Here is a 22677-nt window from a genome sequence, read left to right as displayed (position 1 = left end):
GCATGTTTGCGCCAAACTAAAATCTAACATAAAGCTCATCATCAAACGCTATACAAATATTTTTATCCTTTAATGGATCGACTCATCGACATTCGAGATACGCGTCATCGCCATAAATGGTTCACTCTTACTGTAAAGGTCTTCTATGTACGACTGAAAGGTAGCTTAACTCTTAACTTACTCACTGCTCACTTTTGATAGTTCACTGTTGATAGTTGATAGCCAATGATTCATCGATCATGGTGATTTATCTAGCACCTAGAAAGCAGCTTTACTTAATCGTCTACCTTACGCCAATAAGTCTAACGGTTTACCCCATCGTTATTTACCGCTGATTACCCCCCCTTTTTATGCTGCTCGATAACTTCACACCGCATCGCTATCTCGATTCATCTTGCTCACCCAATACTTATCGATATGCTAAAAAGATGCGATAAACCCGAAGCGATAGCTGGCTGCACTTAAGCTTTAAGCTGTTTAAGCCTATTCATTGGCCTTAAGCTCGGCTGATTTCTAAAAAGTGCTTATTTTTTAACGAGTGATTTCAATTTCATAGAAATTTCACCCCGCAAACGATGGCGCCGTTCAAAGCTATATTGCGAATTGTTAAGTGGTTTTTCACTAAAAATGTCGAATTCTGCACCACGATGCACATTAGATGAGCACTTAACAGCATAATTACACTTTTTTTAGTAACTCGAGTTGACTCATCCCACAGAGCGTTTTACTATGCGCTCCGTTCTCAACGAGTCGCTACGACTGTGTGAAACGATTCCCCTGTAGTTCAGTCGGTAGAACGGCGGACTGTTAATCCGTATGTCACTGGTTCAAGTCCAGTCAGGGGAGCCAATTTCAACACTGAGTAAAGGCAAGTAAAGTAGGACAAAGCAGTAAAGATAAGTTGTAAACGATTCCCCTGTAGTTCAGTCGGTAGAACGGCGGACTGTTAATCCGTATGTCACTGGTTCAAGTCCAGTCAGGGGAGCCAATTACACTATTACACTGCTGTTTTAAAACGATTCCCCTGTAGTTCAGTTGGTAGAACGGCGGACTGTTAATCCGTATGTCACTGGTTCGAGTCCAGTCAGGGGAGCCAATTTAAGCAAGTTTTAAGTCGATAGCCATATCGCACCCAATTCCCCTGTAGTTCAGTTGGTAGAACGGCGGACTGTTAATCCGTATGTCACTGGTTCGAGTCCAGTCAGGGGAGCCACTTTTAAAGCGTTATCTCAATACAGTTGATAGTAATATCACACTTCGATTCCCCTGTAGTTCAGTTGGTAGAACGGCGGACTGTTAATCCGTATGTCACTGGTTCGAGTCCAGTCAGGGGAGCCAATATTTCTTCGTTTAAACTCCAATTCTCTACATCTAGTTACTTCTTGCTAAGCTATTCTTTTCCGTTTTGTTTTTAAGCAAATGCAGTTACACTGTTATCAACTTATTAAGAAAAATTTATGAGTGTCATCACACAGATAGCGGTTTTTAAGTATTTCTAACTTAAACTTATCTTGTTCGAACTCACCTATATCTAGAGCGGATTTTTTATGGCCATGTCAAAATCATATCCAGTTTTTTTACTGCTTATCTTCTTAGGTCTCTTTGCTTGGGTGTATCAAAGCGAAAACAGCCAATTGCAAGTCCAACAGCAGCAAGAACTCGATAGCTTTAAATCTAACTTAAGCCGCTACCAACAATGGCAGGGTAACGGTGTAGAACTCTTTAAAAAACTTTCTGAAAACTACTCATTCCAGTTCTTCCAATATATTGATGATACCGACGGCCAACTGAGCCATACCGAAGGAAGCTTAGACAGTCAACATCCCCACCCTTTAGCGAGTCTATTTTCCATCGAGCTCAGCCACACACAAAAATTGGCATCGGGTCGTTTACAGGTCAAGCTCAGTGCAAACCAAGCCATTGATACTGCAATTAGTAACACTGAAAAACTCGGTGCCATGTTGCTAGCGACTTACCTTATTTTGCTGTTAGTGTTTATTCTATTAATGTCGAAGCTTAGGGCTGCAGTACGTTATGCTGCTGATTATATTTCAAAAATACCAGAGTTAGGCTTTTCTGCCGTCGCAGCATCGAAACTGACTGGCGAGATCACCCCTATTGGTATCTCCCTCGAAGAATGTCGCCTGCAACTTAAAGCCCAAATCGATAAGCTCAATCAAGAAAATGAAAAACTGCATAAGGCCGCCTATCAAGATGCCGTCACAGGTTTTGGTAGTCGCCAACGTTTTACCCAAAAATTAGAAACCATTAGTCATCCCGATATTCCTCAACTTGGGCTGATGGCGATGGTTAAAGCGACCGAGCTGACCCTCATTAATCAAAAACAAGGCCGTTCCGCGGGTGATGATTATCTTTCGAGTGTGGCCAATTGCATCCGAAAAGCCTGTAGCAAATATGCAGATGCTGAATATTTTAGGGTATCGAGTGCCGATTTTGCGGTGTTTATTCCCGATGTCATGCTAAAAGATGCACCGAAATTTTTAGACCAGTTAAAAATTTACCTCGATGAATATCAGCAGATGACCAATGCAGAATCCGTCGCCCATATAGGCTTAGTCCCCTATCGCCAAGGTACAGAAGCGGTAAATTTACTGACAATTGCCGATACCGCGGTCAGCATAGCTCAGACCCTTGGCCCCAATAGCTATCATATCCAAGAAAAACTCAATGGGGATGAACAGTTTGGTGACGATCGTTGGAAGATGGCGATTCATGATTTAGTGACTCGCCAAGCACTGAAATTCTACCAACAGCCTATTCAGCCTTGTCGTACCGATGTAGAAGTTTACCGTGAGTTGTTGGCGCGCTTTTACAATAGCGAAGGCAAGTTCTTACCTACCACCACAGTGATTGCTATGGCTGAACGTCACGGTATGAGCTCAGAATTAGATAAACTGGTCGTGATCAGTGCATTAAGAATGCTTAAGGAAAACCCGACTATTATCGGTAACTTTGGTATCAATATCAGCGCATTTTCAGCCCATCAAGACATGTTTGTCGCTTGGCTAAAAGACATATTAGGTAAGCAAAAATACATAGCATCGCGCTTAGTATTTGAGATCAATGAGTCCGGCATGCAGTCTAACTTAGGCGCGAGTTATAAATTTGTCCGCGAAGTACACAGTGCTGGCTCACGGGTGTCGATTGAGCGTTTTGGCATGAGCTTTACCTCCTTCAAATTCTTCAGCGAAGTGCGCCCCGACTACATTAAGCTCGATGGCAGCTACACGTCTAACATCGATGAAGACAGCAATAATAAGTTCTTTGTGCGTATGATGGTGGATGTCGCCAGACGAATTGGCATTCGGGTCATCGCAACCAGTGTCGAACGCCAAGAAGAAAAATTAACCCTCGAAAAACTCTTAGTCGATGGATTGCAGGGCTATTACATCGCACAACCCCAAGCCATGGCCATTACAGATCAGATTTAATACTTTAACGGGTTAATTCATCGCCAAAATTTACAGTAAAGATGGTTAACCCTGCATTCTATATGTTGTTTATGCATACGGAAAAGTCGATAATACGGCCAAGATCCGTTTAGAAAAGTATTAGGATGACTGAATATCTCCTCTTGTTGATCAGTACAGTGCTGGTCAACAATTTCGTTTTAGTGAAATTCTTAGGCCTGTGCCCTTTTATGGGGGTCTCCAGCAAATTGGAGTCCGCTATTGGCATGTCTATGGCGACCACTTTTGTGCTGACGTTAGCCTCTATTCTCAGTTATCTCGTCAACCAGTATCTGTTATTACCCTTTGACCTGAGCTATCTGCGAACCATGAGCTTTATTTTAGTGATTGCCGTTGTGGTGCAATTTACTGAAATGGTCGTGCAAAAGACCAGTGCCGCTCTGCACCGTGCCTTAGGAATTTACCTGCCGCTTATCACGACTAACTGCGCGGTATTGGGCGTAGCCTTATTAAACGTGAATGAGAAGCACGATTTTATCCAATCGGCTATCTATGGCTTTGGTGCTGCGTTAGGCTTCTCATTAGTGTTAATTCTCTTCTCGGCGATGCGCGAGCGTTTAGCGGCCGCCGATGTCCCCTTACCTTTCAAAGGCGGGGCGATTGCGATGATCACCGCAGGTCTTATGTCACTCGCCTTTATGGGATTCACAGGATTGGTTAAGTAAGATGTCCGGAATTTTAATTGCAGTCATATTGTTGACCCTATTGGCATTAGTCTTTGGGGTATTGCTCGGTTTTGCCGCCCTTAAATTCAAGGTCGAAGGCAATCCGATTGTCGATGAGCTAGAAGCAATTCTGCCACAAACCCAATGCGGTCAATGCGGTTACCCAGGTTGTCGTCCCTATGCTGAAGCCATTGCCAATGGTGATAAAGTCAATAAATGCCCCCCTGGCGGCACAGCCACCATGGAAAAGCTGGCGACCCTAATGGGCGTCGAGCCAGAGCCACTGAATGCCGAAGCACAATCTCAAGTAAAAAAAGTCGCCTACATTCGCGAAGATGAATGTATTGGCTGCACTAAATGTATTCAAGCCTGCCCTGTGGATGCGATTATCGGTGCAGGAAAGCTCATGCATACCGTGCTTACAACCGACTGCACGGGCTGCGATCTCTGCGTTGAGCCTTGTCCTGTCGATTGTATTGATATGATCCCAGTCACCCCAAATCTTAAAAATTGGAACTGGCGCTTAAATGCTATCCCAGTGACGCTCATCCAAGAAAACAGTATTCAAGAAACCAATATTCAAGAGACAAAGTCTGAAGAGGAAAAGCGGTGTTAACTTTATTAGATCAATTAGATAAAGGAACCCTTTGGCGCTCACCCGGTGGAATACATCCTCCCGAAGTCAAATTCCTCTCCAACGCGACGCCGATTGGCCAACTGCCATTAGCCTCTACGTACTTAGTGCCCGTCCCTCAAGTCGGTGAAAACTGTACGCTTGCGATGAAGGTTGGCGATAGCGTCTTAAAAGGCACGCCACTAACGCAAGGTACCTCGATTTGGCATTTACCTGTGCATGCGCCAACATCGGGCACTATTGTTGCTATCGAACCAAGGGCGAGCAACCATGCCTCTGCATTGCCGGTTAACACTTGCGTTATCGCAGCCGATGGCAAAGACACCTGGTGCGAGTTGGTACAAAATCAACTTGATGACTTAAGCCATCAGCAAATCGTTGATAAGGTTCGCTCAGCCGGTATTGCAGGTATGGGCGGCGCAGCGTTTCCGACTCACATCAAGCTTAATCCCGTCAGTGAAATCGATTTAGTCATCATCAACGGCGTCGAGTGCGAACCTTATATCAGCGCCGATGACAGATTAATGCGTGAATACAGCCAAGATATCCTCGCAGGTATTGGCATAATTCATCGGCTATTAACGCCAAAACGCATTGTTATCGCCATTGAAGACAATAAACCTGAAGCGGCTAAAGCCATGCAAACAGCTGTCAGCCAATGCGGACTCCCAGCGGGCAGCATTCGGGTAACGGTTATCCCGACCAAATACCCATCTGGCGGTGAAAAGCAGTTAATTCAAATCATTACTGGCCGCGAAGTGCCCTCGGGCGCCATTCCCGCCAAACTCGGTATCGTGGTACATAACGTTGGTACTGCCTATGCAATTCATCAAGCCGTCACCCAAGGCAAGCCGCTGATTGAACGCGTTGTGACTGTGACAGGCAAAAATGTCAGCAAACCGGGGAACTACTGGTTACCGATAGGCACGCCCGTTGATCACGTACTGACTGCAGCTGAATTCACGCCAGAGCCTGACCAAAAGGTGATTATTGGCGGGCCTATGATGGGCCATGCGTTAGCGAATATCCAAGTGCCTATTTTAAAAGGTACCAACTGTATTCTGGTGCCAAGCAGCCAAGAAATTGGTAGCACGCCCGAAGAAAAAGCCTGTATCCGCTGCGGCGAATGCGCCACTGCCTGCCCTGCACTCTTGTTGCCACAACAACTCTTTTGGCACGCCAAGGCCGAAGAATATGATAAAGCCGCCAGTTACAATCTAAAGGATTGTATTGAATGCGGTTGTTGCAGTTACGTTTGCCCGAGTGATATTCCATTAGTAGAGTATTACCGCATTGCCAAATCTGCACTTAAACAAGCCGCCGATGAGAAGCAGCAAGCAGAGCGCGCCAAACAGCGCTTCGATGCCCGCTTAGCGCGTCTTGAAGAAGAAAAACTGGCCCGTGAAGCTAAGGCGAAAGAGGCGTCTGAACGCCGACAAGCCAGCATGACAGGTACAGATAAAAATGCCGTCGCCGAAGCCATGGCACGTATCGCTGCGAAAAAAGCCGCTGCGGCACAAGCTGTCACTGGCGAATCAATTACCGAAGAGTCAAGCGTCACAACAACTGACACCACGGAAGTACCTAAGGGTAAGGCCGCCGTTGCCGCCGCCATCGCCCGTGCTAAGGCGAAAAAAGCTGCGCAAGCAAATGCCGATGGCACTGACACCAATGGTGCTGAAACTGACAGTGCTAAAACAGACAATGCTGTGACTATGGATGCAAACGACTCCATCTCAGCAACAGTTGCGATAGCGCAGGAAGCGCCTTTATCCCAGAAAGACAAAGTCGCTGCGGCGATTGCGCGCGCCAAGGCCAAAAAAGCGGCTCAGCAAACCGATACCGCGCCGCTTGAATCTGCAGAAACCGCTGTTAATGCAGCCGCTACTGATATTGCAGTTAGCAACACTGACGTTAGCGTTAACGACGCTGAAGCGATTAAAAAGGCCAAAGTGGCTGCCGCAGTTGCTCGTGCTAAAGCGAAGAAAATAGCTGCGGCATCTGCAGCTGAGTCTAAAACTGAGTCTGAAATAGAGTCTGTTGACGAGATCCAAACTGAAGCTAACGTGGCATCGCCCTCGATAGCAGCAACGCTTGATACTGCAACAACTGAAGCTGATGCCGTTTTGCCATCGCTGGAATCTGCTGCAGAGCCCATTGAAACGGCGCCTTTATCGAGTGATGAACTTAAAAAAGCGCGGATTGCTGCGACCATCGCCAAGGCAAAAGCCAAAAAAGCGGCACTCGCCCAAGAAGCCAACGCTTCGAGCGACTCAAGTGTTGATTAAGAACAGAATGATTAAAAGGGAACACAATGGCGTTTAAAATAGCCTCATCACCCCATGTAACGCGTAACTTGCATACCTCAACGGTCATGCAAAGGGTGATTTTATGTTTACTGCCGGGCCTTGTCGTGCAATGTGCCTTTTTTGGCTGGGGCACACTTGTGCAAGTCCTGCTGGCGATCCTCGTCGCCTTAAGCTGCGAAGCCGCGGTGATGAAACTTCGCAACCGCAATATCAAAGCAAGCCTTAGCGATAACAGCGCCATGCTGACCGCCATCTTAATTGGTGTCGCCATTCCGCCCCTCGCCCCTTGGTGGATGATCGTCATGGGCACCGCCTTTGCGATCGTCATAGTTAAGCACCTCTACGGCGGCTTAGGCCATAACCTATTCAACCCTGCAATGGCGGCATATGTATTGCTGTTAGTCTCGTTCCCGGTGCAAATGACCACCTGGATAGCACCGAGCACAGTTGCACTGCATTCACCCAGCCTTGTTGAAAGCTTGCAACTTATCTTCAATGTTGGCGCGCACGTGAATATGGAGCAGTTCCGTTTAGGCATTGATGGCATGACAATGGCGACGCCACTCGATACCCTCAAAACCGATTTATCCATGGGATTAACCACCACAGAAAGTCTCACCAAAGCCATTTTTGATGGCAGCACTGGTGTAGGTTGGTTCTGGGTCAACTTGGCCTATCTTGCTGGCGGGTTAGTGTTACTTAAACTAAAAGCCATTCGCTGGCACATCAGCACTGGCGTGTTATTAGGGCTCTTTGTGGCATCGAGTATCGGTTTCTTACTGTCACCCGATACCCAAGCCAGTCCACTGATGCATCTGTTTTCTGGCGCGACCATGTTAGCGGCGTTTTTTATCGCCACCGATCCCGTTACAGCCGCAACCAGTCCCCGTGGCCGTATTATCTTCGGCGCGTTAATTGGTGTGTTGGTGTATATCATCCGCACCAAAGGCGGTTACCCTGACGCCTTCGCCTTTGCCGTGTTACTGGCCAACCTCTGTGCGCCCTTTATTGACTATTACGTGCGTCCACGCACCTATGGTCATTCAACGAGCTAAGGTCATGCTCAGCGATAACATCATTCTGCGGGCAACGAGAGCTTAAGGATAAAAAGTTGAAAAATCCGATGATTAAAAATGGTTTTTTATTGGCATTGTTTGCTTTGATTTGCACTGGGCTCGTCGCCGCAGTCAATCAACAAACTGTTGATAAAATTAAGCAGCAAGAACAGCAGGAATTAATGCGAGTGTTACATCAATTAATCCCTGATGAGATGCACGATAACGAGCTAACGGCTCAATGTACTTTGCTGCTGGATAAAGACGCATTAGGAACCGACAGCCCAATGCCCGCCTATATAGCCACCAGTGCAGGCAAACCTGTGGCCATCGCCATTGAAGCTATTGCGCCCGATGGCTATAACGGCAACATCAAATTGATTGTGGGTATTAGCACTAAAGGTGAAGTCCTAGGCGTTCGCACCTTAGCTCACCAAGAGACACCTGGGCTCGGTGATAAAATCGATCTGCGTAAATCCAATTGGGTCTCTCAGTTTGTCGGTAAAGTGTTAGGATCGGCAGATGACAAACAATGGTTGGTTAAAAAAGACGGTGGCGATTTTGATCAATTTACCGGCGCGACTATCACCCCGCGCGCTTATGTCAAAGCAGTCAAAAACGCAGTATGGTATTTCAACAATAACCAAGCGCAAATTTTCAGTCTGCCGCTAAATTGTGAGGCCAACCATGACTAATTATCGCGAAATTGCTTGGCAAGGTCTGTGGAAGAATAACCCTGGCCTAGTGCAACTGTTAGGCTTGTGCCCCCTGCTTGCGGTCACAGCGACGATCACGAACGCCCTTGGCCTTGGCCTAGCGACTATGTTGGTGCTGATTGGTTCTAACATTTTGGTGTCGCTGGTGCGCGACTATGTGCCCAAAGAAATTCGTATTCCGGTATTTGTGATGATCATCGCCGCGCTGGTGACCACAGTGCAACTGCTTATTAATGCCTATGCCTATGGTCTGTATTTATCCCTTGGGATCTTCCTGCCGTTGATTGTGACCAACTGCATCATTATCGGTCGCGCCGAAGCCTTTGCCTCGCGCAATAACGCCTTTAGCGCCGCCTTTGATGGCTTAATGATGGGACTCGGTTTTACCTTAGTGCTTACAGTACTTGGCGCAACGCGGGAAATATTAGGTCAAGGCACACTGTTTGATGGCGCCGATCAACTGCTCGGCCCGTGGGCGAAATCCTTAACCATCCATTTATGGCAAGTCGATACTCCCTTCCTGCTTGCTATGCTGCCACCTGGCGCATTTATCGTCATGGGACTATTGATTGCACTGAAAAATGTGATTGATAAAAAAGTGAAAGAACGCCAGCCTCAAGTCGCTGCCGAGCCAAGTGTCACCCGTGCGCGCATCACTAAGGTTGGTTAGGCTTTCAACATAAAGGCTTAATTCCAGCATCGTACAGAGTATGGTGTTCAACGCTTAATGTGCGCCTAGCGCACTTAAGCGACTGGAATTAAAACATAATATATCAAAGCATAAGCACTCAGCATAAGAACTCAAAGCATAGGAAATCAGCAGGTCTAGGTTTCAAGCTCGTTCAATCATCATTAATACCCTATTGATAATGGCTAGTTGAACCCAATAACCGCGCAGGAATCGTACATGAATCAAGAAAAACGCATCCAGATCCTCACCCGTCTTCGCGATAACAATCCGAAACCTGAAACCGAACTCAATTTTTCCAGTCCTTTTGAACTCTTAGTCGCAGTGACCTTATCCGCCCAAGCGACGGATGTGAGCGTCAACAAGGCAACGGACAAACTCTTTCCTGTGGCGAACACGGCCCATAGCATTTATGCCCTTGGCGTCGATGGTTTAAAACAATACATAAAAACCATCGGCTTATATAACAACAAAGCCATCAATGTGATCAAAGCCTGTGAGATCTTAATTGAGAAATACAATGGCGAAGTGCCAGAAAACCGCGAAGCCCTAGAGTCTCTGCCAGGCGTTGGCCGTAAAACGGCAAACGTGGTGCTCAATACTGCGTTTGGTTGGCCGACAATCGCCGTCGACACCCATATTTTTCGCCTCGCTAATCGCACTAAATTTGCGCCCGGCAAGAACGTGGTCGAAGTGGAAGAGAAAATGCTGAAAGTCGTGCCTGCGGAATTTAAAGTTGATGTGCACCACTGGTTTATCTTGCACGGACGCTACACTTGCCTTGCGCGCAAACCTCGCTGCGGTAGCTGTATCATTGAAGACTTGTGCGAATACTTTAAAGAAAAAATCTATCCTGAAGAATAAGCTTCGAATCAACTTAGTCGAGCAAATTGACGTTTCAGCGTTGTTTTCACATTGATGAGACTGGATCCCAGACAAACAAAAAGCCGCAATAGCGGCTTTTTTGCTTAACTTGGTACAAGGTTAACTGAAACTTGTATTGCTAGTTAAAAGATTGAAACAAAGAACGCGCTGAAAAATAAAGCAATTACAAGTGTAGTGCCTAAGGCCATTTTAAGTTCGGTGTTCATCATTCACTCTCCTAGTTGGTATGGCCATATTATCGTCAACCCTGCGGTAAAAACCCATGTTTGTATCTGTGTTTTGTGAGCGACAGCCAATTTATCGGCAATTTTCTTTTCAAAATTCGCAAAATCGTCCGTCGACAGCAAGCACTTCCCTATCCTAGCCAGCTATGTTGGTCAAGTTCGATAAAAACACAATGGATGACATTTGTAGTCATACGCACATACATTTTTGATATACTCCTCGCCGTAATCTATTTATAGAGAGGACCTATGTCGCAACTATTACACACTATGATCCGCGTCGGTAACTTAGAACGCAGTATTGCTTTTTATACTGAAGTGCTCGGTATGAAACTCCTTCGCACCTCTGAAAACCCAGAGTACAAATATTCTTTAGCTTTCGTAGGTTACGGTGAAGAATCCACTGGCCAAGCCATAGTTGAACTGACCTATAACTGGGGCACAGACAAATACGATTTAGGCACAGGCTTTGGCCACTTAGCCATTGGCGATGAAGATATTTACGCCCGTTGTGCTGCTATTACCGCAGCCGGAGGCAAAGTAACACGCGCCCCTGGTCCAGTCGCAGGCGGCACCACTGAGATTGCCTTTGTTGAAGATCCAGACGGTTATAAAATTGAGTTCATCCAAATGAAATCGGCGACTCAAGGTTTAGGTTAAGTCTTGCCACCTGAGCAAGAAGATTAACTGAGCAGAACAGTTCGCTAAATGAGAAATGCCGAATCTTGATTCGGCATTTTTGTTTTTATAATTTATATCTTGCGTTAGGTACAAAGAAACGTAACACAAGCCAACGATTCACCGCTAGCACCTTGCGTCTAAGCTGATTTTATCGACGCTTTCTCTTGTCCACTAGTAGTCGTCTTTTTCACGGTTTTACTCATCCCTTTGCGGCTGAGGATGCGCTTAAGCCAAATCGTGCGCCATAGCAATAACGCGCAAAAACCTAAGATATACAGACTCGGCTCGATGATTTCCGATTTTACCGACCAGTAAAAATGGATTGGCGCTAATATCGCGACTAAATACACCCCATTATGCAAGGTCTGCCAACGACGTCCCATCTTACGCATCAAGGCTTTAAACGAAGTGATCGCCAAAGCAGTGACGATAAGATAAGCCACAGCGCCGACTAAAATGTACGGCCGTTTTACCACTTCGCTAAACAGTAATTCCCAAGCAAACAACAGATCTAAACTAAAGAATGCCAGAATATGCAAAGTGGCATAGGCGAACACATATAACCCCACCAAGCGACGAGTCTGCATTAATAGCCCTTGCTTAGTCAGCTTGGCAATCGGTGAGATCAATAAGGTCGCCGCTAAGGCATTTAACGCGCCTATACCTGTGTAGTGAATAATGTGCTGCACGGGATCGCCGCCCGCACGGCCTAACACTACAGTGAGCAGCAGGTAGACGATGGGCACTAAACCCTGCAAATGGAATAACGCTTTTAGCCAAAACAAGTGCTTAGCGGTTAATCTCAACATAAGTCATCCCCGCTTAATGGCGTATTTCCAAACAGCAAAACAAGCATCAATAGTTTTTCCTCAGATCCATACCGTCATAGAGTGAAGCCACAAACTCGCCGTAACCGTTGAACGGCTGGGTATCGATACGGGTTGCTGAGAATAGTCCGCCCTCGCCAATACGACGTTCACTGGCCTGTGACCAACGTGGATGATCCACCGCCGGATTCACGTTGGCATAGAATCCATACTCGTGTGAGGCAAGCTGATTCCAGCTGGTCGGCGGCTGTTTATCCATAACGCGAATTCGCACTATCGATTTAATGCTCTTAAAGCCATATTTCCACGGTACCACTAATCGAATGGGCGCGCCGTTCTGCGGTGGCAGGGTTTTACCGTACAAACCGACCGACATTAAGGTTAAATCGTTCATGGCTTCGGCTATCGTCAGGCCTTCAACATAGGGATAATGAATACCACCGCCCATTAATCGACTCTTCTGTCCCGGCATTTGCTCAGGATCAAAAGCGGTTTCGAAGGCGACATACTTGCCCTTGCTAGTTACACCCACTTTTTTCAGTAATGCCGCCAGCGGGAACCCCACCCAAGGGATCACCATGGACCAAGCTTCAACGCAGCGCAGACGATAATTACGCTCCTCAAGCGGGAACATTTTAGTGAGATCATTGAAATCTAAAGTCATGGGCCGTTCGACTTCACCTTCGATACGCAGTTGCCAAGGATCGACTTTAAAACCTTGGGCATTATTGAAGGGATCTTGCTTATCCGTACCAAACTCATAAAAGTTATTGTGCTGTGTCACCTTATCTAACGGGGTTAACACATCAGCATCACCGTATTGTTTATTAGTTTGGAAGGTCAGTGGCGTAGTGATAAATGAGGACTTAGGCTGATCGCCAAACAGATCGAACAAGCCGGCCTGCACGTAACCTGGCACACTGGCGCCGATAGCACCAAGCCCCATGGCTTTCACTATCTGCCGGCGCGAGCGAAACACCGCTTCGGGCGTCACTTGGTTATCTTGCATGTACCACTGCGCTTTTTTAAGAATACCTGGGGTAAAACGGGAATGTTTAGCCAATTGACACCTCTACCATCTAATGATTAACGCCACCGAGTCGCGATAAAAGCTTATCTGGCGCTCGTCTGTATCGCTCACTTCTATGCTCACTTCTATGCTCACTTCTATGCTCACTTCTATGCTCACTTTAATATAGACAGGCAAAAGCCAGAAAAACTTTCCACCCGTGAATAAATTCACCTTAAACGTATAAGACTTGCTCATTCAAGCATTAAGCGCAGATATAGTTGATTAAAGGGCTTGAAGCCTATTGGGCGGCATGCGAACCTAAGCGCCAAAGCTAAAGGAGTGCTATTGATAATGCCATTTTCTCAATCTTTTTCCGTCGCCGAAATCATCGGCCTTCTCGCCATTGCCTTCTTAGGCCTGTTGATTGGTGCCCTGCTCAATCAAAAACTCACGCGCCAACGTTGGCAACAACACAAAGACCAACTTGAGCAAGAGATGCGTCAAGTGAATGAAGATGCTGAATTATCCTTAGCACAACAGCAAATTTTGGTTGATGACAAAGAGGCGCAACTGCGCCAATACCAGCAGCGCCTTGAGCTCAAAATTGAACAATTAGGTAAAGCCGAGGCCTTAGCCGAACGTGTCCCCACCTTAGAGCAACAATTGAATGACAGCCAGCGCCGTCAGTTAGAAATTCAATTGGCGCTGTCGAAATCCAATGCCATGCAGCAAACCATTCAAGCCAAGGCCGATGCCCAGCAAGAATCACTGCAGGATAAAATCGCTAGCCTAGAATCGGCCGAAGTGCGGTTACAGACCCAATTTGAAAACCTCGCCAATCGAATCTTTGAAGAACGTAGCGAAAACTTTAAGCATCAAAATGCCAGTCAACTCGAAGGCGTGCTTGGGCCATTGAAACAACAGCTTGAAGGATTCAGACAACAAATTCGTGAATCCTACACCCACGAACAGTCCGAGCGCAGCGCCCTTAAACATCAACTTGAGCACCTACGGGATCTCAATCTGAAGATGAGCCAAGATGCAATCAACCTGACCAAAGCGCTCAAGGGTGATAACAAGCAGCAAGGTAACTGGGGTGAAGTGATCCTCGATCGCGTGCTGCAGGAAAGCGGTCTACGTGAAGGCCATGAATACCATACCCAGCAAGATCTCAAGGACGACAACGGTAAGCGCTTTAAGCCGGATGTGATTGTGCATCTGCCAGAAAATAAAGACGTGGTCATCGATGCTAAAATGTCCTTAGTCAGTTATGAGCGTTACTTCAACAGTGAAGATCCTGCCCTGCGCCAACAGGCGATTAATGAGCATGTGATCTCGATTCGCAGTCACATTAAGGGCTTGAGTCAAAAGGATTATCAAAATCTGCACGGTCTTAAGAGCCTCGATTATGTGTTGATGTTTATTCCTATTGAACCGGCATTTTTACTGGCGTTAGAGCATGATCCTAGCCTAGTCAATTTTGCCCTTGAGCAGAATATCATGTTGGTGAGCCCAACGAATTTACTGGTGGCCCTGCGCACGATTAACAATATTTGGCGCTACGAATATCAAAACCAACACGCGCAAACCATTGCTAAGCAAGCGGGTCGAATTTACGACAAGTTATGTGGTTATATTGAAGACATGGAAAAACTGGGTCGTGCCTTAGATAACGCCGAAAAAACCTATCACAGCGCCATGAACAAGCTGTCATCGGGCAAAGGCAACCTAGTGCGTCAAGCCCATTTAATGCAGCAACTCGGGGTCGATACCAGTAAACAGCTGGATAAAATGCTGCTAGAAAAAGCACTCAATGAAGCCCAAGACGACAACGACACACAGGATGATGACGCTGAGCTAACGCTGCCGCCAACGTGCGATCCTAAGGACACAGAACTCGAACCCGCATAATGCCCAAAATGATTGATTGAGTTGATAAATTGAGTTAATAAACTGATTCGTTAAACAAAGTTGATAGACCTAATTGATTGATAGAGTTGAACACTCGCCAATAACCTTGAATCGATACGGACATGTCGATTGATACCTTGATGCCCGGAGGCAAACGCTCCATGTGCAAAGCCGTGATTAATGTGGTTATATCCAGCGCAATATTGCTCGCAGGCGCCTTGAATGCCCCTTCTGCATTCGCGTTAACGCCAACGCAGAAAACCTTCCTTGAGGCCGAAAAAGCCTTAAAGAAACAAGACTATGAAGTCTATAAACCCCTACGGGCAAAATTGGGCGATTATCCGCTGGCGATTTACTTAGACCATGATATCGACATCGGCGATCTCAATGGTTTGCATGGCGCTGCGGCAAAAAATCTGATTGATAAGTATGAAACTACGCCTATGTACAACAGGTTAAGGTCTAAATACTTAAACAATGCGGGCACCCAAAAACGCTGGAGTGATTATCTTACGATAAGCCCCGATGTCCCTACCGACATCCGCCTGCAATGTTATTACTACGAAGCAAAACTCGCCAAGGGCGAGATAAAAACCGCCTATGCGGCGGCGCAATCACTGTGGGTCTTTGGTAGTTCACGGCCAAAAGAATGTGATCCCCTGTTCAACGCTTGGACCAAAGCGGGTAAACGCACTCAAGATGTCATATGGGCGCGGATGATGCTGAGTTTTGAGACTGGCGAAACCAGTCTGCTGAGCTATTTATCCCAGAAAATCACCACCCATAATAATGAAGCTAAGCGCTTAGTCGCCGTGTATAAAGATCCAAATAGCCTGCGCCATACCGAAAAGTTTAAGGATAAAAATCCGATTGTGGGTGACATAGTTGCGGCGGGATTAAAACGCCTTGCCCGCAAGGATCTCGACCAAGCGATTAATTTGTATGAACGGTATCAAAAGGCTAATCGTTTCACGCTAGCACAAGCCCAACAACTGGATAAATACTTAGTTCGCCGCATCTTAATCGAACAAGATGATAGCCATAAAAGCTATGTCGACAATGTGCTGGCCGAGCTGAAAAGTGACGACTTATTTGAACGCCGGTTAAGATGGGCCATTCGCGATCACGACATGCGCAGCATTGCCCGTTATTTAAATTTACTGCAACCAGAAACCTTGGCTAAGGAGCGCTGGCAATATTGGCTCTATCGCACGAATGCTAAAGATGCGCCAGAAAGTGCCACCAAAGCTCTTGCGACAATCAGCAATGAACGTAATTTTTACGGTTTTGCCGCCGCGCAGTTTTTAAATAAACCCGTCTCGCTGAATCAAAGCCCTGAGCCTGTCGTCGACGCCAGCAGCCAAAAATTAACCGATGATCTGGGTTTTGTGCGCGTGCAAGAGCTAATGGCGCTGGATCGTTATTTCGATGCACGATACGAATGGATGTCGCTGCTCAGACGCAGTGACAACACTATGCGTGCCCGTTACGGCCGTTATGCCCATGAGCAAGGCTGGTATGATTTTGGCGTAGAAGCCAGTATCCAAGGTAAGTTGTGGGATGACATTCCCCTTCGCTTCCCGATGGCGCACCAAGAAGGTTTTGAACACGCCAGTAAAAAGCACAAAGTGAACATAGATGAAATCCGAGCGATCAGTCGCCGCGAGAGCGCGTTTTATCTTTATGCGACCTCAGGCGTCGGTGCCCGCGGTTTAATGCAAATTATGCCTGCGACCGCTAAAGCAACCGCCAAGAAACATGGGGCTAAATATAGCGATCCTAAGGATCTTTATAGCGCAGAGCTTAACCTCAATCTTGGCAGCGCTTACTATGCCCAGTTGTTAAAAGAGTTTAACCAGAACCGTATCCTCGCGACCGCCGCCTATAACGCCGGCCCGTCACGGGTGCGTCGCTGGTTGGCAAACTCGGATGGAAAACTCGATGCTATGGGCTTTATCGAAGCCATTCCCTTCACTGAGACCCGTGAATATGTGCAAGCCGTTTTCAGCTATCGATTGATTTATGAGGCGCAGGAGCAAAAAGCGCAGCCATTATTCAGCGAAGCCGAATTGAAGTTTGCTTACTGACTCGCGACATAAAAAGGAACTCGATGCTGCTGAGCATCGAGTTCCTACTTTTCAGCATACCCTAGGGTAATGCTCATGCTTTAACCGCCAAAAATTTTGAATGATATTCTCTAAATTCAAATAATTAGCAAAGCGAATAATTATTCAGCAATCACGCCGTTTTATCGTAAACTTGTTTGCACTGCGAGGCATTAAATGCGAATAATTAGTATTAATGCATTAAGACTCCCATTAGGCCCATGATTAACCTTAGTTCGTTAACGCTCAGCTGCGAATACCAACCCTTTGTCGATCCCCATACGTTAGCCATCGACGGCTATGAAGCCTTAGCGCGTTTTTATCTACCTGATGGCGATGCGGTTGCACCTAATATCGTGTTCGAGCAATTGCATGAATCCACAGAATTACTCGCCGCCGTTGAATATCAAGCCAAAGCATTTCAACTCGCTCACGCGCCCAGCCAGCAGCGCATTTTTATCAATGTCGATCCCCACGCTGTCGATGGGCCACATACTGCCAAGCTTATAAAGCTGTTATCGAAGTACCAGCAAGTCACGGTCGAGATCATTGAAAATACCTGCATTAACGATGCCCAGCTTGCCAATCAGCTATTCAGCCAATTTAAACAAGCAAATATCAAGGTAGCGCTGGACGATATTGGTGCGCCCCACTCTATGCTTTGTGTCGATTTGATGATGAATGTGGATTATCTCAAGTTCGATCGCCATTGGTTAACCCACATCACGCATTCCGAGGGAGTCCAGTTACTCATAGCGCTGATTAACTTTGCCAAGCAAACCAATAAACAGTGCATTCTAGAAGGCATAGAAACCGAAGCCCACTTGGCGTTTGCGCGAGACATAGGCGTCGACTTAGTCCAAGGCTTTCTGTTTAAATCTTGGTTTATTCGCCCAACCCGCACTCAAGAGCTGTGTCTTGCATAGAGCCACGCGCCGCCCTTTGACTTTGCGCCACCAGCACACGCAAGCCTAAACGTCATTCAGTCGAGTAATTGATTTCGCACTAGAAATGCCACTGGATAAGCAGGCGATGATCCGCCATAGTGGTAAAGCTTGTCTGCTTTCGCATGCACTTTCAGTTACGCTTTTAAATGTATTAGGAGTCGCCCGTGGCACAATCTGGGATCAGCGAATTACTACATCAACTCGAACAAGTGTTGCTGGGCAAACCAAGGCAAATTCGGCTTGCTTTGGCCTGCATTCTCGCCCGCGGCCACCTGTTGATTGAAGATTTACCCGGCATGGGTAAAACCAGTATTTCCCATGGCATAGCCCAAAGCTTGGGCTTGAGTTACCAAAGAATTCAATTTACCAGCGACATGCTGCCCGCTGATATTCTCGGTGTGTCGATTTTTGATAAACATCAGGCGCAATTTATCTTCCATCCAGGGCCGATTTTTAAGCAGATGATCTTGGCCGATGAAATTAACCGCGCCAGCCCTAAGACCCAAAGCGCCTTGCTTGAAGCGATGGCAGAACAACAAATCTCCGTCGATGGCATCACTCACAGATTGCCTAATCCTTTCTTTGTGATCGCAACTCAAAACCCCACCGATCAATCCGGCACATTTCCACTGCCAGAATCGCAGCTCGACCGGTTTATGATGCGTCTATCAATTGGTTATCCAAGCCACGACGCCGAACTTGCGATGCTGAAGAGCAATCATAACCACTTAACCTTAGAGCAACTGCCCCAATGCCTGACGCCACTGGCCTTGATGCAACTGCAAGAACAATGCGACAAGGTCAGCGCTTCCGATGCTTTACTCAATTACATTCTGGCCTTAGTGAATTTTTCTCGCAGCCAAAGTGACAGCGTGGGTTTATCGCCTCGCGCTACCAAAGCATTATTGCAAGCCGCTAAGGCATGGGCTTTTTTAGAGGGGCGACATTATTTAGTCCCTGAAGATGTGCAAGCGGTATTTTGCTGCGTGGCGGAACATAGACTCAGAACCAGTAGCCAATTACAGGGTGAAGCCTTATCCGAGCGAATTCTGGCGAGCGTTAACCCCATCATGTAGCGAGCCACTGTCATGAACGATATCGCTAAGGCATACAGTTAAGGTGTTCAACTAAATAATTCAACCATGGAAGTGATGCAGAAGTGAAACGACTGATACGCCCTACTTTCGTTCCGATTCTAGTACCGATTTGGCAGCGTTGGTTAGCAAGGCGTTTACCACCGAGTCCTGAAATCACCTTAAGCCATCGCAGCATTTTTATTTTGCCGAGCGGTTTTGGCTTAGTTTGGCTCGGGTTGGTTTTACTCTTATATCTATTTGGCACTAACTATCAAAATAACTTAGTCATTGGCCTTAGCATCTTATTATTAAGCCTGTTTAATACCTGTATTCTCTACAGTTACAAAAATCTGGCGGGTCTACATTTACGCGCCATGACGCCACCCGAAGTCTATGCGGGCGAAACCTTAACCTTTCCGGTCCTCATCAGCACCCATCACAGTGGTCATAATATCCAGCTTAACTATCCGCATAATCGCACTTATACGGTGCATAACGTCAGCACAGATGAACAGCAAGCGCTCGTGCCCTTCGAATATCATCAGCGGGGCCAAGTGTCACCGGGTCGGCTCAAAATTGAATCCTTCTATCCCTTAGGGCTGTGCCGCGCATGGTCCCATGTGGATTTGGCCATTAGTCACTTAGTCTTTGCCCAGCCGATTGAAGCACCGCTGCAGCTTGAGGCTGATCATACACAGTCGGAGCAAGATCCCCTGTTGCTGGCGGGTAAACATGTGTCAGGCATTGATGAGTTTAAAGGCCTTAAACCCCATGTGCTCGGCGAATCCCTCAAGCAAGTGGCATGGAAACAGTGGGCACAGGGTCGCGGTATGTTGAGTAAAGAGTTTCAGCAGCCCCAAGGCGATCCCGTTTGGTTAAGACTCAGACCCGATGCTAAACGGCTCGAAACCCAGTTGAGTCAATTAAGCTGGCAAATCAATAAACTCACACAACTCGAGCAATATTTTGGCTTACATCTGCAAACACCAATGGGCGAGGATATATTTATCGCGCCCTCTATCGGTCATAACCATAGAATCGCCTGCCATAAGGCCCTTGCCTTGTATCCCCAGCTAGCGCCGTCAGCCGTTAATTCGTCATCAGCGGCAAAGCACTCAAATAAAACGGCGAAAACCACCAGCAAGCAGCGTCATATCCCGACCTCGAGGGAACAGGCATGACATTAACGGCCAGCAGTACGACACCGCAAATTGGCGATAATATCAGCCGTCAGACACTCTTTTGGTTATTGATCACCAATATCGCCGTACTGAGCCCGCTATTTGATAAAACCACGCCTTGGACCTTAGGCATTTGCGCAATTTGTTTGCTGTGGCGTGTGGGGATTTATGTCGGCAAAGTGGCAAAGCCGCCGCGTTTTCTAGTGACCAGTCTTGCGCTCGGCGCCGCAACCACATTGGCATTAGTCTCAAAGGAAATAGGCTTACTCAATGCGCTGGTGAATCTGCTGCTGTTAGGTTACGCCTTAAAATACATTGAAATGCGTAACCAAAGGGATGTGCGGGTTGTCGTCCTAGCGGGCTATTTTATTATCGCGCTGACCTTTATCGATCACCAATCCTTACTTAATACTGCACACTTGCTCGTGGTGACGCTGATCAACACCTGCGTGCTCGTGACCCTGTATCAAGATAAACACTCCCTAAAACACACGGCATGGCTCGGTAGTAAATTTTTACTCCAGAGTGTGCCCCTCGCGTTGCTGTTGTTTTTAGTGTTACCGCGTTTTGCGCCGCTCTGGTTAGTGCCCAACATGAAAGAAGCGCAAACGGGCTTGTCTGATAGTCTGGCCATTGGTGATATCGGCAAGCTCACCCGTTCGACCGAACTGGCCTTTAGAGCGAGTTTTACCAATGCAGCGCCCATTAATGCTGAGTTATATTGGCGCGCGCTGGTGATGGAAAACTATGACGGTATGACTTGGCGTCAGGAGGAAGGCATTAAAAAGCTGCAAAAAGATGCGTTGCTGTTCCCGCCCTCGCGGCCCAGCCCCGCCTTGATGGTTAATAATCCAGCTTCGACAGTCACCAGTCCTGACTCTGTGAACAATAACCCTGATTTAATAAAGAGCCCCGCTTCGATAAGCAGCGAAGATCAAGATGCTGCAAAACAAGACAAGCAAAATAATAAGCCTAGTCTTCGTTACCAAGTGATTGCTGAGCCGAGCCACCAGCCGTGGTTATTTGGCCTCGATGTCGCCTACAGCCAAGATGATAGTGTGATCAATATGCCCGATTATCGGCTGTTAGCACTGCGCAATGTCGATCAGCGAATGAGTTATCAAGTGGAGTCTTGGCCCAAGGCGAAGATGGATCTTAGGCTCTCTGCGCGGCAAAGGCAGATTAACCTTGAACTGCCGAGTAACAGTAATCCACGAACTTGGGCGCTGGCCGAGCAATTTAAGACTCTATATCCGGAACCTAAGCCACGACTGTGGGCCATGATGCGCCACTTTAATACCGAGCCTTTTTTCTACACACTCACGCCGCCTCCCCTTGGGCCGCAGCAAGTGGATGATTTTCTATTTGAAAACAAAGCCGGATTTTGTGTGCACTATGCCGCAGCCTTCATTGTTATGGCGCGGGCCACAGGCTTGCCCGCACGCATGGTCACGGGTTATCAGGGTGGTGAGTTTAATCCGCAAGCGGGTTACTACAGCGTGTATCAATATATGGCCCACGCATGGGCTGAGGTTTGGCTCGAAGGTGAAGGTTGGGTACGTTTCGACCCGACCGCTATGGTGGCGCCCGATCGAATCGAACAAGGATTCGACGCCCAGTTTGATCCAGCGCTGAGTTACCTGCAAGAAAGCCCTTTTAGTAGCTTACGCTTTAAATCTATGCCTTGGCTCAATGAGTTAAGGCAACGTTTTGCCAGCATAGATTATTACTGGAGCGTGTGGGTACTGGGTTTCAATCAAGATAGACAAAATCAAGTGCTCAGCGGCATCTTAGGAGATGTAACTAACACTAAAATCGCGGTATTTATGGGGCTGTGTATCAGCCTTATCGTGCTCTATATCGCCTACAGTGCGGGGCTATTACATTTTAGCACTCAAGGCGATCCTATCAGCGCTCGCTATCAACAGGTCTGCAATCGCCTCGCCCGCCATGGTATTAAACGCAATGACAGTGATGGGCCAAACCAATTTGCGCAGCAGATTATCGAGCAATACCAACACAGTGCACCACTGCTTTGTGCGCTAATGCACACCTTTACCCAAAGTTATGTGGCGCTGAAGTATCAAGATTTACCGGCTGATGCCTATCAAGCGCATTTAACAAAATTTAAAGCGGCGGCGAAGCAACTGAATTGGTTATTGCTCAGGGCTAAGGTGAAAAAGAAGTTCACGCTAGCCTAGGATTTGTAAACTGAGCATTAGCCGGCCAAGTTGCATCAGTTCAAGGCTCAGTAAACGCCTAAAATTGCG

The 22677-nt window shown here is 47.0% G+C and carries 17 protein-coding genes and 5 tRNA genes; 20 read left to right on the top strand and 2 right to left on the bottom strand.

Features of this window, described 5'->3' with window-relative positions; translation table 11 throughout:
* Positions 1 to 773 precede the first annotated feature (773 nt).
* From FW758_RS12000 to gloA, 14 genes are all read left to right on the top strand, one after another.
* Positions 774 to 849: transfer RNA gene (locus FW758_RS12000), tRNA-Asn, on the top strand.
* 63 nt (positions 850 to 912) lie between these two features.
* Positions 913 to 988 (top strand) — tRNA-Asn (locus FW758_RS11995).
* A gap of 32 nt (positions 989 to 1020) precedes the next feature.
* Positions 1021 to 1096 (top strand) — tRNA-Asn (locus FW758_RS11990).
* A gap of 41 nt (positions 1097 to 1137) precedes the next feature.
* Positions 1138 to 1213: transfer RNA gene (locus tag FW758_RS11985), tRNA-Asn, on the top strand.
* A 49-nt stretch (positions 1214 to 1262) separates the two neighbouring features.
* Positions 1263 to 1338, top strand: a tRNA-Asn gene (locus tag FW758_RS11980).
* Between the two features lie 209 nt (positions 1339 to 1547).
* Complete coding sequence (locus FW758_RS11975) at positions 1548 to 3452, top strand: EAL domain-containing protein (protein ID WP_446445503.1); 1905 nt, start codon at positions 1548 to 1550, stop codon at positions 3450 to 3452.
* Positions 3453 to 3577: 125 nt separating this feature from the next.
* A complete protein-coding gene (gene rsxA, locus FW758_RS11970; protein WP_006081543.1) occupies positions 3578 to 4156 on the top strand; it encodes an electron transport complex subunit RsxA in 579 nt (192 codons plus the stop codon).
* Position 4157: 1 nt separating this feature from the next.
* Positions 4158 to 4772, top strand: a complete 615-nt coding sequence (gene rsxB / locus FW758_RS11965; RefSeq protein WP_006081542.1) for an electron transport complex subunit RsxB — start codon at positions 4158 to 4160, stop codon at positions 4770 to 4772.
* On the top strand, positions 4766 to 7078 hold the full coding sequence (gene rsxC / locus FW758_RS11960; RefSeq protein ID WP_446445502.1) for an electron transport complex subunit RsxC: 2313 nt from the start codon (positions 4766 to 4768) through the stop codon (positions 7076 to 7078). Before rsxB ends, rsxC begins: the two co-directional genes overlap by 7 nt.
* 26 nt (positions 7079 to 7104) lie before the next feature.
* Complete coding sequence (gene rsxD, locus FW758_RS11955) at positions 7105 to 8154, top strand: electron transport complex subunit RsxD (RefSeq protein WP_006081540.1); 1050 nt, start codon at positions 7105 to 7107, stop codon at positions 8152 to 8154.
* Positions 8155 to 8210: 56 nt separating this feature from the next.
* Positions 8211 to 8849, top strand: coding sequence for an electron transport complex subunit RsxG (gene rsxG, locus FW758_RS11950; RefSeq protein WP_006081539.1), 639 nt, complete (start codon positions 8211 to 8213; stop codon positions 8847 to 8849).
* Entirely contained in the window at positions 8842 to 9540 is a 699-nt protein-coding gene (locus tag FW758_RS11945) for an electron transport complex subunit E (RefSeq protein ID WP_006081538.1), read from the top strand. Before rsxG ends, FW758_RS11945 begins: the two co-directional genes overlap by 8 nt.
* Positions 9541 to 9777: 237 nt before the next feature.
* A complete protein-coding gene (gene nth, locus FW758_RS11940) occupies positions 9778 to 10422 on the top strand; it encodes an endonuclease III (RefSeq protein ID WP_446445501.1) in 645 nt (214 codons plus the stop codon).
* A gap of 494 nt (positions 10423 to 10916) precedes the next feature.
* Positions 10917 to 11327, top strand: a complete 411-nt coding sequence (gene gloA, locus FW758_RS11935) for a lactoylglutathione lyase (protein ID WP_446445500.1) — start codon at positions 10917 to 10919, stop codon at positions 11325 to 11327.
* A gap of 158 nt (positions 11328 to 11485) precedes the next feature.
* On the opposite strand, the gene msrQ is transcribed toward gloA, so the two are convergent.
* Both msrQ and msrP read right to left on the bottom strand, forming a co-directional pair.
* Positions 11486 to 12157: a protein-methionine-sulfoxide reductase heme-binding subunit MsrQ gene (gene msrQ / locus FW758_RS11930; protein ID WP_446445499.1), complete on the bottom strand. Its 672-nt coding sequence runs from the start codon at positions 12155 to 12157 to the stop codon at positions 11486 to 11488.
* A gap of 46 nt (positions 12158 to 12203) precedes the next feature.
* On the bottom strand, positions 12204 to 13238 hold the full coding sequence (gene msrP / locus FW758_RS11925) for a protein-methionine-sulfoxide reductase catalytic subunit MsrP (RefSeq protein ID WP_446445498.1): 1035 nt from the start codon (positions 13236 to 13238) through the stop codon (positions 12204 to 12206).
* Positions 13239 to 13538: 300 nt separating this feature from the next.
* On the opposite strand from msrP, the gene rmuC reads away from it, so the two are divergent.
* From rmuC to FW758_RS11895, 6 genes are all read left to right on the top strand, one after another.
* Positions 13539 to 15098 carry a DNA recombination protein RmuC gene (gene rmuC, locus FW758_RS11920; protein ID WP_446445497.1) on the top strand — a complete coding sequence of 520 codons (1560 nt, stop codon included), beginning with the start codon at positions 13539 to 13541 and terminating at the stop codon, positions 15096 to 15098.
* A 161-nt stretch (positions 15099 to 15259) separates the two neighbouring features.
* Positions 15260 to 17185: a transglycosylase SLT domain-containing protein gene (locus FW758_RS11915; RefSeq protein ID WP_446445505.1), complete on the top strand. Its 1926-nt coding sequence runs from the start codon at positions 15260 to 15262 to the stop codon at positions 17183 to 17185.
* Between the two features lie 239 nt (positions 17186 to 17424).
* A complete protein-coding gene (locus FW758_RS11910) occupies positions 17425 to 18129 on the top strand; it encodes an EAL domain-containing protein (RefSeq protein WP_446445496.1) in 705 nt (234 codons plus the stop codon).
* A gap of 185 nt (positions 18130 to 18314) precedes the next feature.
* Positions 18315 to 19226 (top strand): AAA family ATPase, encoded by a 912-nt coding sequence (locus FW758_RS11905; RefSeq protein ID WP_446445495.1) that lies wholly within the window; start codon positions 18315 to 18317, stop codon positions 19224 to 19226.
* A gap of 83 nt (positions 19227 to 19309) precedes the next feature.
* Positions 19310 to 20407 carry a DUF58 domain-containing protein gene (locus tag FW758_RS11900; RefSeq protein WP_446445494.1) on the top strand — a complete coding sequence of 366 codons (1098 nt, stop codon included), beginning with the start codon at positions 19310 to 19312 and terminating at the stop codon, positions 20405 to 20407.
* Positions 20404 to 22608, top strand: a complete 2205-nt coding sequence (locus tag FW758_RS11895; protein ID WP_446445493.1) for a transglutaminase TgpA family protein — start codon at positions 20404 to 20406, stop codon at positions 22606 to 22608. The genes FW758_RS11900 and FW758_RS11895 overlap by 4 nt, the downstream gene beginning before the upstream one ends.
* The last annotated feature ends 69 nt before the right edge of the window (positions 22609 to 22677 follow it).

The sequence above is a fragment of the Shewanella sp. 1180_01 genome, from assembly GCF_052850535.1.
Note: the sequence above shows the minus strand (reverse complement) of the source record. Positions and strands in the feature narration are given on the sequence as shown.

Bases quoted from the DNA above. Each gene is read 5' to 3' on its own strand.
- FW758_RS11975 (WP_446445503.1), top strand. From the start codon at position 1,548: ATGGCCATGTCAAAATCATATCCAGTTTTTTTACTGCTTATCTTCTTA.
- rsxA (WP_006081543.1), top strand. From the start codon at position 3,578: ATGACTGAATATCTCCTCTTGTTGATCAGTACAGTGCTGGTCAACAAT.
- rsxB (WP_006081542.1), top strand. From the start codon at position 4,158: ATGTCCGGAATTTTAATTGCAGTCATATTGTTGACCCTATTGGCATTA.
- rsxD (WP_006081540.1), top strand. From the start codon at position 7,105: ATGGCGTTTAAAATAGCCTCATCACCCCATGTAACGCGTAACTTGCAT.
- FW758_RS11945 (WP_006081538.1), top strand. From the start codon at position 8,842: ATGACTAATTATCGCGAAATTGCTTGGCAAGGTCTGTGGAAGAATAAC.
- nth (WP_446445501.1), top strand. From the start codon at position 9,778: ATGAATCAAGAAAAACGCATCCAGATCCTCACCCGTCTTCGCGATAAC.
- gloA (WP_446445500.1), top strand. From the start codon at position 10,917: ATGTCGCAACTATTACACACTATGATCCGCGTCGGTAACTTAGAACGC.
- msrQ (WP_446445499.1), bottom strand. From the start codon at position 12,157: ATGTTGAGATTAACCGCTAAGCACTTGTTTTGGCTAAAAGCGTTATTC.
- rmuC (WP_446445497.1), top strand. From the start codon at position 13,539: ATGCCATTTTCTCAATCTTTTTCCGTCGCCGAAATCATCGGCCTTCTC.
- FW758_RS11915 (WP_446445505.1), top strand. From the start codon at position 15,260: ATGTGCAAAGCCGTGATTAATGTGGTTATATCCAGCGCAATATTGCTC.
- FW758_RS11910 (WP_446445496.1), top strand. From the start codon at position 17,425: ATGATTAACCTTAGTTCGTTAACGCTCAGCTGCGAATACCAACCCTTT.
- FW758_RS11895 (WP_446445493.1), top strand. From the start codon at position 20,404: ATGACATTAACGGCCAGCAGTACGACACCGCAAATTGGCGATAATATC.